Below are 14658 nucleotides of genomic sequence, written 5' to 3'. Positions count from 1 at the left end.
ATGGGTTCCCGGCGGTGCTCGCTACGCTCGAACCACTGGCTACTCATCTCCCGTCCCGATCGGGATGGGAGATGAAGTTGCGTCGGATAAATGAGGGCGGAAGCCTGGAATCGCATCGCACTGCCTGTTGAGGATGATGGGAAGACAGGGGTCTCCAAGCCGGTGCGTTCCCAGGCGGGTGCCCGAGGGAGAAGTGATTTTACGACAAAAACGTACTTTGCCGCGTAAACCCGATCACCGAGCGGGGGGTTGACCCGCAAGTATGCTCGTTTGCTGGTGAGATCAAAATAGATCGGGCAAGTTCGCTCGTGAACGGCATCGCCACCCTCAGCGTAAGAATGAGGCACTCATTTTCGTGGTCATGGCACGCCACCGAAACGTTGTCCGCCCTTTCGTGTTATGCAAAGAGGTCGCTGTGGTACCCAAAGCGAAAATTGCCTACGCTACGCATCATCCAGCCACAACGCGACGCTACGGCGTTGACTATGATGGGTGAGGAATGACCGTTACCGGATTCTTCGTTGCTCGCGAAGGGGAAACATGAAAATTAGACTCAGTGTCCAATCAGGCAGCCATGCTGGCAAGGAAATCGAAGTAGGCCAAGAGAAGTTTCTGATCGGCCGTAGCGATTCGTGTCAGTTGCGTCCTAAGAGCGAGTCCGTCAGCCGCAAGCATTGCATCATTGCGGTTCAGGAGGGTCGAGTTCTGGTCCAGGACTTGAAAAGTCGCAACGGAACATTCGTCAACGAAAAGCGTCTGCCGCCCGATAAGGCCAAGGTCCTCAAGGATGGTGATTTGCTGCGAGTGGGCAAGCTCAGCTTCGGCGTCGTTATCGAGCACGGCTTGCATGCGGCGAAAAAACCCGAGGTGAAAAGCATTGCTGAGGCAGCCGCACGTACCCACGCCGAAGGCTCCTCAGACAGTCGGTTCGAAGAAGTCGATGTCAGTTCTTGGCTCGACGAAGCCGATGCGATTGATCGCGTGCGGAAAATGAACGACCCAGATACGCGTCACCTCACCCTGCAAGAACAGCAGGATGATCCCGATACAGACAGCAGTGAGCTGTCGGTCAATGCGACCATCGTCTCGGACAATACGGGAAGTAAGAAGCAGACCGATGGGAAGGTGGACGACGCCAGTGGGAGTGGCGAGAAGGGCAAGAAGTTCAAACGGCCGGAGAAGCAAAAGCCAGGTAAACTGCCCCAAGGGCTCAAGAAAGAGATGACCGACACGTCGCGGGATGCCGCAGATGATGCTCTCAAGCGTTTTTTCAGTGGACGCTAGGCGACTGTTGACTCAATCAGCTTGGGTGATGATGCACCGTTGAGCCGAGTGCCGTCAGGTTACCGAGCAACGTCGCCGGCTTAGTCGATTACGCGTCTCGGCTCACTCAATCGCCCGCTCCCCCTTCCGGCAAATTACGTCATGAGCCTGTCATCCGAAACTTTCGCAGTCCTGCCCAATGTGCCGGGGTCCAGTGCGGCGATCATCCACCGCCCGCGGCAGCTTGACGAATCAGCCTTTACGGAGGTTTTTGAGCGTCACCGGCATATGATTTACCGAGTTTGCCTGCGGTATGTAGGCCACCATCACGACGCCGAAGACATCACTCAGGAAACATTCCGGCGAGCGGCGATCGCGATGCCAAGCGTGGATTCGCAGCGGCCTCTCGAGCCGTGGTTGGTGACGATCGCCGCCAATCGTTGCCGCAGTTTTCTATCTCGTAACCAACACAATCGCCGCGTGAATTCACTCCACGACGTCAGTGTGCCCTGCGGTGATGAGCCCGACAGCGCGCGACAGCTGTCTTTGAGCGAGCAGCTTGATCTGGCGCTCGACCGCTTGCCTGCTGATCAGCGTCGAGCCTTCGAACTCGTCCACCAACAGGAACTCTCTTATCCCGAAGCGGCGCGAGCGATGGGACGTCCGTTGGGGACTGTGAAAACATGGGTTCGCCGCGCGAAACTTGGCATGCAGGACACGCTGTTGGCGGCGGATGACTCCGGCGCCCCCGCTCCAACGAACGCGACGTGTTCTAACGATACACCGCCCGTCGCGGCAAACGCTGGCGAGGAGGCTGCGACGCGACGCTCGATGGGCCTCCGGAAAGGTGCCGCAGCACTCGTCGCTTCTGTCGTGGTGGTCGGGTTTTTAGGCATTGCGGGCCGCAGCGAGCCTGAGATATCTGCGACCGTTGCCAATGATGGTTTCCCAGGGAGTAATCCGACGACCGTCTTTGCCGCCCCCGATCATGCGCCCGAGAGACTGGATCAGCCAGGCGATCTATCGGAAACCGATTGGCAATGGGTCTCGCTGAACGCTTTTCTACGCGCCCGTTTGGATGTGAATGATGTCGAGGCCTTGCCACTGGGCCAGTGGATGCTGCAGACAACTCCCACACTGGACCAACTGCGTTCGACCATCAAACCGCTCGAATCGACCCTGCACCGGGTTGCCGAGTTGTTCCAGTGCGAGTTGGCCCAGATCGATTCACCGGCGCCTTTGACCAGAGGGCCTTCGCAGCTCGACAACGCTACCGAGGATCACTCCGCCACCAACGCCGCTCTGCGCGAAGAGCGAGGAACCTCTGCGGCGTTAATGTCTCCGTCGCTGGGTTCGATTTCATGAAAGACATGGCGACTTCCACAGCATGCCTTCGTAGCGGTTGCCTCGCATTGGCCGCGTTCGTCTCGATGGCGGGACAGGCAGCTCAGTCCGCTGCCGAGCAACTCATCACGCTCCGCAACGGCGTCACGCTGCGGGGCGTCTATATCGAAATCCCGACACTCAATGAGAATTCATTTTCAGTCGGTGCAGATGGAGGGATACGAACGCCGTCGATCTGGTCGATCGACGATGGTCTTCGTCGTACCTATGTGCATCGCCGAGGCATGGTCAACAACGAACCGGTAGAGGTTCCTGACCTGAGTCTCCGGATGGAGTTCCCTCAACCCGTACCTGCGGGCGCCAACGAGGTCGGCTCGCTCGGGCAGATACTGGGCGTGACGCCACTGAACGAATATGGTCGGCGGCAGATGTCCGTCCGCGGCACAGACGGCTCGCCGACGATCATTTATCAAGGATTGACGGAACTGACATCGCGATACGCGAAACTTGAGGCGCTCAAGTCGGATTCACCCATGCGGCTGGACATGCGCGTGGCGACCGATTCCATCGATACTCCTTCGCTGCAACGAATTTTTGGCAAGTTGCTCGACCAAGACGATCCCGACGCGCGGCTAGAGGAAGTCCGGTTTTTCATTGAGGCGGAACGGTATGGAGACGCCCTGCACGAGTTGCAGGCGATTCTCCGCAAATTTCCCGAGCAACAGGAACTCAAGCCCCAGTTGACCGCCCTGGTCGAGCGACACGCTATGCAGTTGTTCGATCAGGCTCAACTCCGGCGAGCATCGGGGCAGCCCTCTCTAGCCAAGGCGATTCTCGAGAAGTTTCCGCTCGCTCGTGTCAGTCGCGTCACGCGGCTTCGTGTAGAGGACGAACTCGGCCAGATCCAAAAACTAGAAACGCAGCGTGATGAAACCGTCGCGAACTTACGCAAGCTTGTCGGTGACCTTGCCCCAGCCGATCGGGATGCATTGGCGAAGATCGTTGACGAGATCGATCAGCACCTGTCGCCCAATACGCTCAATCGCCTGAGTGACTTCATTCGGCTGGGAGGCAATGATGCTATTCCGGTGCAACAGCGTGTTGCCCTTGCCATCGCGGGGTGGATGCTCGGCAGTGGTTCGGGCGAACAGAATCTTGTGATCGTGATCTCGCAGGTTGAGGTTCGCGATCTCGTTGCGCAGTACCTCGCCCATCCCGATCCGAAGGTGCGTAGTGTGCTGATGGAAAACCTGAAAGTGCTCGAAGGAGCCAGTGCTGAGGCGATTGCCAAGATGCTGCCGTTGCTGCCTCCGCCGCTGGCGAGTGACCAGGCGGTTGCAATCTATGGTGGCCAGGGCGACTCGGCAGAGGCGGCGACGAAGCGATCCTTTCACGTGCCCATGGACGCCGTACCCGATGACTCGGTGCTCGGCATGTATCACATCGGTCCCGACCAACAAAGCTTTGAAGCCGCCCAGGCCGCGGACCCCATGGCGGTCCCCGAAGCGGCCTACCTCGTTCAGTTGCCGCCAGAATACGATCCGCTGCGCCAGTATCCGTGCATCGTCGCTCTGCATGCAGCCGGTGCCCCGGCAGAAACTCAGCTGAATTGGTGGGCGGGCGTGCCAACGGATCGTTTTCTCAGTCCCGTCGACACGAGCAACGCGTCGACGGAGAGCGTGCGGCGAGATGATGCCTCGATGCCGCCAAGCAGCGATGCATCCAGTGATCCTCAGGTGGCACCACTGAAGCAGTCCATGCGTCTCGGTCACGCCGCGCAAAACGGATTCATCGTCGTGACGCCCCGGTGGACGCGCAGTGGCCAGCAAGATTACGAGTATACGATGCGGGAGCACGACGCTGTGTTGCGAAGTGTGCGGGGGGCGATGCGTCGATTTTCCATCGATTCCGATCGCGTGTTTATTGGCGGCCATGGCGCTGGTGGCGCCGCTGCCTGGGACATCGCCCTCTCCCACCCTGATATCTGGGCCGGGATGATCGCGATTGGTGCAGAGCCTCGTAAAACTCTTTTGCATTATGATGCCAATGCGGTTTACGTGCCGACCTACATCGTGATGGGTGAGAAAGATGGTCGCCCGCTGAAACGTAACGGCGCCGTCTACGATGACTACATGTCCTATCAGCACGACGCGATGGTGGTCATGTATCGTGGACGCGGCAAGGAGTTTTTTTATGAAGAGAGCAAACGCATATACGACTGGATGATGACCCCCGAACATGCTCGGGGGAAGTTTCCGCAAGAGATCGACGTGGTCTCGATGCGTCAGGGCGATCGTTTTTTTTGGTGGTTGGAGTGGGATGAATCGCTGCCCGATACCGTCATCAATCCAATTCTGTGGGAGGAGGCGACGCGTATCAAGGCGGCGAAGGTATCTGCTACGATCGGTGCCAACAACGAGATCCGAGTGTCTCAGGCACCTGCGACCGCCTTCACGATCTGGCTTTCGCCGCAGATGCCCCTCGATTTTGGGACGCAGCTCGCGGTGCGGTACCGGGGCCAACGCCGTGATTTCCGCTTTACCGGCGAGTTTCAGACGATGCTGGATGACGTCCGCGTTCGCGCCGATCGCAAACGCCCATTTTGGGGACGAGTGACGATCCCGTGAACGAATGTCGGGCAGGCTGTCAGTCAGCTCCGGATTCCTTGGTTGGTGTACCCACGGGCGGGATGTCTTTCCTACACTCGACTGAACGTTGGCCCAAAGTTTGCGTATGATACGGTGTGCGGGCTGCGGACTGTCGAAATGGCGGTTTCGAGCTCACTCGACCTGACTTTCCCTAATTTTCGCTAGAGCACTGCGATGATGATCTACTTGCTATTCGTGATTCCGCCGTTTCTGTTGGGGCTGTATGCTCAGTGGAAGGTGAAATCGGCGTTTGCCGCGATGAGCGAAGTCCCTGCGCGGATGTCGGGAGCAACCGCGGCTCGAAGGATGCTCGATTCTTCCGGTTTGCAATCGGTCGCGATTGAGCAGGTGCCCGGAAAACTGTCGGATCACTACGACCCACGGGCCAAAGTGCTGCGGCTGAGTTCGGATGTCTTTAACGGTCACTCGATGGCTTCGCTCGGTGTGGCTTGCCACGAAGCTGGGCATGCGTTTCAGGACGCTCAAGGTTATGCTCCGTTAGTGATTCGCAATATGGCGGTGCCCGCAGCGAGTTTTGGCAGTGGTATTGGCGCGACGTTATTGTTTGTCGGCGCTATCTTTGCCTTGAAACCATTGATGTGGATCGGTGTGATCGGTTTTTCCGCTGTGGTATTTTTCCAACTCGTGAATTTGCCTGTGGAGTTTGATGCTTCTAATCGAGCTCGGGAGCATCTGGTCAGCGGCGGCTTGATCACCGCGCAGGAAGAGCCTTATGTTGCCAAGGTGCTCAATGCTGCGGCGCTGACGTATGTTGCTGCGACGTTGCAGTCGATCATGACGTTAGCCTACTACCTCTTTATCCTGCTAGGTCGTCGTGACTGAACCTGAACTGGTCCCGCCTACGAGCCCTGTCGACTATTTTTCTGCCCTCGATCCGCCGGAGTCACTCCAGACCTCGGCGGACGGACCTACGGGTAAGCTCCCACTGAGTGACGAGATCCTGCGTCAATGGACCAGTGGCGATCTGTTCGGCCTGACACAGAGTGTCGGTATGGGGTTCGACCCCCGGCGTGTGCTCGGTGATCAGTATCTGGTGTTGAGTACGCAGGGCGGCGTCCGCAATCCGGATGGCACACCGGCGGCCCTGGGGTACCACACCGGGCATTGGGAAGTCGGTATTCTCGTTCGCGCAGCCGCAGAGCAGATCGAAACGCACGGCGGTGTACCGTTTGCAGCCTTTGTCAGCGATCCCTGCGATGGTCGCACGCAGGGCACCCATGGCATGTTTGACTCACTGCCATATCGCAATGACGCCGCGATCGTGATGCGGCGGTTGATCCGTTCCCTGCCCCAGCGAAAGGGCGTGATTGGGATCGCGACGTGCGACAAGGGACTGCCGGCGATGATGATGGCGTTGGCGGGCACTGGTCACCTGGCCAATGTGCTCGTACCCGGCGGCGTAACACTGCCCCCCACTGTGGGCGAAGATGCGGGCAAAGTTCAAACGATCGGTGCGCGGTACTCGCGAGGTGAGATGTCTCTTGAGGAAGCCTCCGAGGCCGGTTGTCGGGCTTGTGGTACCCCCGGTGGTGGCTGCCAATTTCTCGGTACGGCAGCGACCAGCCAAGTCATTGCCGAGGCCTTGGGGATGACGGTCCCCCACGCGGCTTTGGCACCGAGTGGCCAGCCGATTTGGACCCGTATGGCTCGCGATTCCGCCTCGGCAGCTGCCAGTATGCACGCGCTAGGGATGTCGATGCGCGATGTGTTGACGCCCGCCGCGTTTGAAAATGCGATGCGAATGCACGCCGCTGTCGGAGGCAGCACGAATCTGCTGTTGCACATCCCCGCAATTGCTGCCGCGGCAGGCGTTCGCCGGCCAACTGTTGATGATTTCTCACGCGCCAACCAGCAGGTACCTCGATTTGTCGATTGCTTGCCCAATGGTCCCGTCGGTCATCCAACGGTACGACTGTTCCTAGCAGGTGGAGTGCCCGAAGTTGCCCTGCATCTACGCCGCAGTGGGATGTGGAATGGCGACGCTAAAACAGTAACAGGGATGACCTGGGACGAGCTACTCGATGCCTGGGAAGCCTCGCCACGCCGCGCCGTGTGTCGCGAGCGACTGCAGCTCGCTGACGGCGTGGACCCCGATGACGTGATCATGTCGCCGGCCCGAGCCAAAGCTGCGGGACTCACCAGCACCGTGTGCTTCCCCAAAGGCAATCTGTGTCCGGAAGGCTCGGTGATCAAGGCGACCTCGATCGACCCGACGGTGATTGATAGCGACGGGGTTTATCGCAAACGCGGTCGCGCCCGTGTCTTCACTAGTGAGCGAGATGCGATCGCCGCTGTAAAGGGGCAGACTGATCAACCGATCGCATCTGGGGAGGTGATCGTCCTGATTGGTCGCGGCCCCATTGGTTGCGGTATGGAAGAGACGTATCAGATCACCTCGGCACTGAAGTATTTGTCGTTTGGTAAAGAGGTGGCGCTGATTACCGACGCGAGATTTTCTGGAGTCAGCACAGGAGCATGCATCGGACATATCGGTCCCGAAGCGTTGGCGGGTGGCCCCATTTCACGCGTTCGCGATGGTGACCTAATCGAAATCGAAGTCGACCGCACAACTTTGGAAGGGCACGTTGATCTGGTCGCACCGTACGATGGCGGCAGTCCTGACCATGCGATTGCTTCACGCGGACCCCATCCCGACCTGAAAGTCGACCCGGCAATTCCCGACGACACCCGCTTGTGGGCGGCGCTGCAACAGATCGGTGGGGGTACATGGGGCGGTTGTGTGTACGATGTTGACGCGATTTTGGCTACTCTCGAAGCGGGCAAACAAGCACTCAGTGAACAACCGAGATAGATAGCATGAATCTTGACGATCCTGTTACGCACACACCCACCGCGATCGAACGTATCGGTGACACGGGTATTCGCATTCTCTGGAGTGACGGCCAAACCACACAGTGGACGGCGCAGCAACTCCGCGACGTCTGCCCCTGTGCCACCTGCCGAGAGAAACGTGGCAAATTGCACGGCGATGCGACGTCAGATGCCAGTGCGAAGACACCACCCAGCCGACCGCTCGGGCTGCCCGTACTCAGTGCAGCCGAGGCGCAACCGACGCGTATCGAGGGTATGCAGCCGGTCGGCACCTACGCCTACAATATCGCGTTCAGTGACGGTCATCACTCGGGATTATTTACGTTTGCAAGGTTACGCCGCGATGAAGAATAGCATGGGTCAGGAATCTGTTGCCGATGTTCACGGCATGCATCGGCCCGCTTAACAGTTCTCTCAGGTTGTGAACGCCCAAGGGAGGCGGAGCAGGCCCCGCTGTCCGCGATGATATGGCACAATGGGGTGCAGGTACCCGCATTCACCTCGGAGGAACGTTCCATGATCGATTCAGAACCCACGTCAGGAAACGCGCCGGGAGCTTCTCCGCAGCAGAGTCCAATCGGCGATTTAAAAGAGCCTTCTGGGGTGGTTCACGACAAGAACGAAGTGCCCGTGGTCGTCTACAGCCGCGCTCGTGGCCCGATCGCTGAGATGACTTTCTTGCAGCGATCGTTGTTGTTCGCGGAACTGGCAATGGTTTCGTACAACGATGAGCGTGAAGCCGCCGAGGCCGCGCGTTTCGTGGGGTTTCCTGACGTCACTTTTTTTGAGCATGATGGTTCGCAGGCCTATCGGTTCCGAAATGATGACGACTGTGTGATCGCTTGCCGAGGAACCGAGCCCAATGAGTGGAACGACATTCGCGCCGATGCCAATGCTGCTGCCGTATTGGCTGAAACGGCGGGTAAGGTCCATCGCGGATTCAAGACGGAGGTTGACGACTTATGGCCGATGCTCGAGACGGCGCTGATCGGTAACGATCTTCCGGTGTGGTTCTGTGGTCACTCTCTGGGCGGTGCGATGGCAACCATTTGTGCGGGCCGGTGTTTTCTGTCGCATATCCAAAGCATCCCGAGTGCGTTGTTCACCTACGGCAGCCCTCGCGTGGGTGATAAACGCTACATTAACTTTGTCAGACTCGATCACTATCGATTCGTCAACAACAACGATATCGTGACTCGCACCCCACCGGCTTGGATGGGGTACCGCCATTGTGGCACGGAAGTTTACATTGACCGTGATGGCCACATCGGACATCTCGATGCGTTGCAGAAACGTCACGACCGCTGGCGTGGATTCCTCAAGGGCATTCGGCGATTTCGAATCGATCATTTTTCGGATCATCCCTTGCATCAATACCTCGGGCCGATTCTCGAGGCGGCGCGTCGCGAGCAGGTCGAATTGGCCCGTGGTGACGATGCGGTTGAGGCTGCCGAATTGACTCGCTGAGCTACCTATTGAAGAAGAAACCGTTGCCGTTCGCACACTGGCAATCAAGGGAAATCGCAACTTTCGCATAGCGAGAGGCGACTATTTTTCATTCCTCCTGGATTCCGCATGAGTTCCTCTGAATCACCCCAATTCAATTCGCCCGCCTCTGACGCGGATACGGTCGTCAGTGTTGATGGTGTCGACTTGAAATTGGCCCATCCGTATGACGCGCCTGGCGACTGGATCGGCCAGAACGAGATTCTCAGGCAGTTGTTGGCCTGTTGGATCACGGTTGACTCCAGCGACCTACCCTTAACGCCTCGCTTGCTCGGTTCGCCTGGGGTTGGCAAGACTCAGTTGGCGATCGCCGCAGCGAAGCAACAGGGCGTGCCGCTGTATATCTACCAGTGCACCGCTGATACACGGCCTGAAGATTTGTTGATCACTCCCGTGCTCAGCCGGGGTGGGGAGATTTCCTATCATGCCTCGCCGCTCGTTAGCGCGATGATTCGTGGCGGTGTCTGCGTGCTCGATGAAGGCAACCGGATGAACGAAAAGTCATGGGCCTCGTTGGCGCCGCTGTTCGATAGCCGGCGGTACGTGGAGTCGATTGTGGCGGGGATCACCATTCCCGCGTCGCCGAACTTTCGAGCGGCCGTGACCATGAACCAGGATGAATCTACATTTGAGATCCCAGATTACATTCTCAGTCGATTGCAACCCACGCTCCAAGTTGGGTTTCCCAACAAGCAGGATGAGATGGCGATCTTGCAGTACCATCTGCCGTTTGCCGAGCCAGAAATGCTCGCCCTGACGGTCGATTTCTTACAACATTCGCACGCGTTGAAGCTAGATTTCTCGCCTCGCGATGGATTGAATCTATTGCGTTTCGCGATCAAGCGAATGGCCCAGGATCCAGATCATCCGGTCGCACGTGACGTCGCTTGGCAGGAGGCCTTGGAAAAGTGCTTAGGAGAGGATGCGGTCGACTTGGAGCGGCTCGCCGAACGGCGCAGCCGAACTCTTGGCGGCGATGCCGTCCCGCTCGGTCTGGCTGATCTGTTTTTTGACCCCGACGATCCCCTCCATCCCGACCGCCGGGACGACGATGATGACGACGAGGATTTTTGACGCCAGTTGAGTGGCTGGGCGTCGAATTGACTGCATCACCAATCGCCTGAAATGCCTGCGGAGTGAAGGCTGGTTTGTATATAACTGACAAACTGGCGCCACCAGACTTCGCATTGCCTCACCTCCACCGTCTGTTCTCTGGAATTCATGAACGCGCCCTCCCCGAGTGACACGAATCAATCCGCGAAACCCAGTTCACGCAAAACTCTGTTCGCGATTGCTGTAGTGGCCGCAGCACTCGCCGCGGTTGGGTTGTGGCTGCTTTGGGGACGCGGTGGTGGGCCGGCGATCTCCCACGATTCGCCCGTCGCACATGCACAGCTAGAACTGCTCCGATCGGCGCTCGCTGCGACTGAAAACCTCGACATGCGGGCGGCCGAGAAGTCCTGGTCGGCCCTCCATGAGCAACTGCCCGATGATGCATCGGTGGCACTCGATCGCGCGATCAATCGCGTGCTGCTGGTCGATGACTTGGCAGCTCAAGCCAACAATCCTGCACTGGATGCGGATGCGAAAAAGGCGGTCCGATCGCAATTACCCGCAGCGATCGCAGCGGCTCGGGCTGGCATTGATGATGCCGCCCTCGTCGCCACCGACCAGGTCACGCCGCTATGGCTGAGAACTCGCGTGGACATGCATGAAGCCGCATTGCTTCCGGTTTCGATGACCAAAAGCCTGCGTCGTGAAATCGCGCAGCGTTTGGTTACCGCAATTCAGGGAGACCTTGCAAAAGACCCTCGCAGCATGGTGTTAGGTGGATCGCTCATCGAGGTGCTTTTGCAAATGGAGGATCCCATTGATGGCTTGCCCCATGACCTCCGCACCACTGCCAGCAGTACGCTCGGCATGCTTTCGGATCAGCATCCCGATAACCTCTTTTTCGCTCTTCGGGCGGGGCGATTGAACATTGAAGCTGAGAACGAGGATGCGGCGAAATATGTGCGGCGAAGCGCTGACTTAACCCGCGCGATCGAGCCTTCCTTAGCGCGGGATATTCGGGCTCTCGGCGTGACCCCCGAGCAACTCGTGGAAACAATCACAGCCGCGATCGCCAGCGGGCAGTGGAGTGATGCCGATGCGACCATGATGCAGTGGTTCAACGTCCTCAACGGAACCGAACTGGTTAAAACAGACCGCCGCCGCGCTGCCCCGCATCCGCTTGATCGACTCAGTTTTGACGCCCTGCGGCGAGTCTCGGCGGAACTTGAGATGACCTCCCCGATTGCAGAGGGCACCGAACCCGTTCGTTTTGCGGCGCATGAATTGGCCGCGACCGAAGCAGCATCGCTCATCCAAGTCGTCGACTTTGATCTCGATCTGGACGATGACATCGTGACGCTCAGCCCATCTGGATTGATGCGACTGTGGGAGAACGATGGCGATGATTCCTGGCGGGCCGCAGGTCAATTGTCATTGGATATACCGGTGGCGGGAATGATCTCCGCAGATCTATTTGTCGTCGACAGCAGCAGCCCACAGCGGCTGCGGAGTGGTCAAGTGACCGGCGGGCGTCACGATACGTTTTTGAACCTGCTTGTCTACGGCGAGGCAGGAGTGAGAATTGTGCGGATCGACGGTCGAGCGGACATCGACAGCCAGGAGTCCCGGTTGGCCATCGTGACTGAGGAAACCGGCTTAGAAAACGTGGGGTCTGTCACCGCGGCGGTCGCAGGTGACTTGGAGGCAGATGGAGATTTGGATCTGGTGCTGGCGACCGCCCACGAAGGCGTGCGGATGTTCTGTAACCGTGGCAACCGCACGTTTTTTGAGCTGCCCGGTCGCGAGGATCGTTTTGCAGGCGACGATCCGGTTTCCGCGATGGCGATCGGGGACATTGACCGCGACCTGGACTTGGACATCGTCACGGTGCAATCCAAGTCGGGGCGGGTGGGCATGCTCGAAAATCTGTTGCACCTTCAATTTCGCGCTCGCACGCTAACTGAGATCCCGCCCGTGCCCGGAGCCTTCTTGGTCGCAATTGAAGATGTCGATGCCAACGTATCGTGGGACTTGATTGTTAGCGGCCCTACCGACAATTCAATCGTATTCTCACAGACAGCCGATGCTGGTGCATGGACGATTGATCACATCGAAACCGCCCATGAAGAGACGCCTGCTCGGGCCATTGCGATCGCGGATATCGACAACGACTCGTGGCTGGAATTAATTCGGAGCTCACCAGGCGAGCTGACGATGTCGCGGATTGGCCCGTGGGGATTTGGCGCGTGGACGGCAATTCAAACGGATCTTGGCCCAACCGAGGTTTCCGCGATCCTCACGCGAGACTTCAGCGGGGATGGGACCATTGATTTGGCTGTGATCAACGGGTCGCGAGCGATCGTCTGTACAAATAGCGTGGAGAACACGGATCACTATCTCGACGTGCGTTTCAAGGGCATTGACGACAACGCCAGCGGACGGGTCAATCACTTCGCCATCGGTAGCGTGCTCGAAGCCCGGTTTGGACCCCACTACCGTGCCCGCATTGTGACCTCACCCTCCACTCATTTTGGCATCGATGGGTTCGATCAAGCCGATAGTATTCGCGCGATTCTGCCGAACGGATTGACACAGACGATTCGCAATCCGCCGGTTGACATGCTCGTTGAAGAGGAGCAAACACTGAAGGGATCGTGCCCCTATCTTTATGCGTTTGATGGCGAGAAATTTCGATTCGTGACGGACTGCCTCTGGGCTGCACCGCTGGGATTGCAGGTTGCCGATGGGATCGTAGCCAAGGATCGACCGTGGGAGTATCTCAAGATCGATGGTCGCCACATTCAACCGCGTGGCGGCAGCTACGAGTTTCGCCTGACCGAAGAGTTATGGGAGGTCGCCTACTTTGACGAAGTTAAACTGACCGCGGTCGATCATCCCGCCGATGTGGAGATTTGGACCAACGAGAAAGTCGGCCCGGACAACATCGCCACGCCGACCATTTTTGCGTTCGCGGAATCCGATCGCCTAAAGCCGCAACGCGCATTTGATCCAAAAGCACGCGAAATCACCGACAAACTCGCCGCAGTGGACCGCAATTTTGTGCAAGGTTTCGATCGTCGCCTGCGTCAAGGATTGTGTCCGCCCCACTGGATTGATCTCGATTTTGGCGACCTCGCCCGCCGCCTTCCCAACCAGCAATCTGGGGCGAGCGTGTACCTGGTTTTGACCGGGTGGATTCTGCCGACGGACACGTCGCTGAATATCCAAATTGATCAAAATCCAGATCTGCCGGCAATCGAGTTTCCCTCGGTGTGGGTTCCCGACGCGGGGGCCGAAGAGGGATGGCGTAAAGCCATCCCATTCATTGGTTTCCCCGGTGGGAAAACCAAGACGATCGTCGTGGAGGTTAGCGACGTCATCGCTCGCAATGATGCCCGGTTGCGAATCCGCACGTCTGCGCAGATTTACTGGGACGCCGCTGAACTCGTTGTGCAGCCGACAACAGCAGCTGAGTACACTGAACAGCCGCTGGCTTTGATGTCAGCCTCGGTTGGGTTTCATGGCTACTCCCGGGCCGTTCGGGAAGACCCAACCCATCCGGAAACCTATCAATACGATGACGCCTCGTTGCAACCCCGATGGCCACCGCTCCGTGGCCTGTTGACGCAGCATGGTGATTGCCTCGATCTGCTGCGTACTTGGGACGACAAGATGGTGGTGATTGGTGCTGGCGATGAGATTCGGCTGAAGTTTTCCGAGCCCGCTGTTGCGCTCCCTGAAGGATGGGTACGCGACTTCGTGATGCACAATGTCGGTTGGGATAAGGATGCTGACCTCAATACACTCGCGGGCCAGCAGATTGGCCCGCTGCCATATCGCGCCATGACGGCGTATCCTCCCGGGCCCGACGAGGCGGCTGCCAGCGAAACACGACAGGCTCTCAATGCGAGTCATTTGCAGCGGAAACAATCTTTCCGCGAGTTCTGGGCTCGCTGATCAGTCTTTCACGTCGCCTCATGGCGAAACTCGC

Annotated in this window: 9 protein-coding genes; all 9 read left to right on the top strand. The window is 58.2% G+C overall.

Annotation, left to right across the window (positions count from 1 at the left end):
- The first annotated feature begins 540 nt into the window (after positions 1-540).
- The 9 genes from Poly21_RS01705 (at position 541) to Poly21_RS01665 (ending at position 14624) form a co-directional block, all read left to right on the top strand.
- Entirely contained in the window at positions 541-1284 is a 744-nt protein-coding gene (locus Poly21_RS01705) for an FHA domain-containing protein (protein ID WP_146405321.1), read from the top strand.
- Between the two features lie 141 nt (positions 1285-1425).
- Positions 1426-2628 (top strand): RNA polymerase sigma factor, encoded by a 1203-nt coding sequence (locus Poly21_RS01700; RefSeq protein WP_146405320.1) that lies wholly within the window; start codon positions 1426-1428, stop codon positions 2626-2628.
- Positions 2629-2633: 5 nt separating this feature from the next.
- Complete coding sequence (locus Poly21_RS01695) at positions 2634-5234, top strand: alpha/beta hydrolase (protein WP_302117204.1); 2601 nt, start codon at positions 2634-2636, stop codon at positions 5232-5234.
- A 195-nt stretch (positions 5235-5429) separates the two neighbouring features.
- Positions 5430-6098 (top strand): zinc metallopeptidase, encoded by a 669-nt coding sequence (locus tag Poly21_RS01690; protein WP_302117203.1) that lies wholly within the window; start codon positions 5430-5432, stop codon positions 6096-6098.
- A complete protein-coding gene (locus Poly21_RS01685; RefSeq protein ID WP_302117202.1) occupies positions 6091-8088 on the top strand; it encodes a YjhG/YagF family D-xylonate dehydratase in 1998 nt (665 codons plus the stop codon). The genes Poly21_RS01690 and Poly21_RS01685 overlap by 8 nt, the downstream gene beginning before the upstream one ends.
- 5 nt (positions 8089-8093) lie before the next feature.
- On the top strand, positions 8094-8462 hold the full coding sequence (locus Poly21_RS01680) for a DUF971 domain-containing protein (RefSeq protein ID WP_146405319.1): 369 nt from the start codon (positions 8094-8096) through the stop codon (positions 8460-8462).
- 162 nt (positions 8463-8624) lie between these two features.
- A complete protein-coding gene (locus Poly21_RS01675) occupies positions 8625-9575 on the top strand; it encodes a lipase family protein (RefSeq protein WP_146405317.1) in 951 nt (316 codons plus the stop codon).
- Positions 9576-9683: 108 nt separating this feature from the next.
- A complete protein-coding gene (locus tag Poly21_RS01670) occupies positions 9684-10688 on the top strand; it encodes an AAA family ATPase (protein WP_146405315.1) in 1005 nt (334 codons plus the stop codon).
- Between the two features lie 147 nt (positions 10689-10835).
- On the top strand, positions 10836-14624 hold the full coding sequence (locus Poly21_RS01665; RefSeq protein ID WP_146405313.1) for an FG-GAP-like repeat-containing protein: 3789 nt from the start codon (positions 10836-10838) through the stop codon (positions 14622-14624).
- The last annotated feature ends 34 nt before the right edge of the window (positions 14625-14658 follow it).

This window comes from Allorhodopirellula heiligendammensis (assembly GCF_007860105.1).
Taxonomy (GTDB): domain Bacteria; phylum Planctomycetota; class Planctomycetia; order Pirellulales; family Pirellulaceae; genus Rhodopirellula; species Rhodopirellula heiligendammensis.
This window is presented reverse-complemented; position numbering and strand designations above follow the sequence as displayed.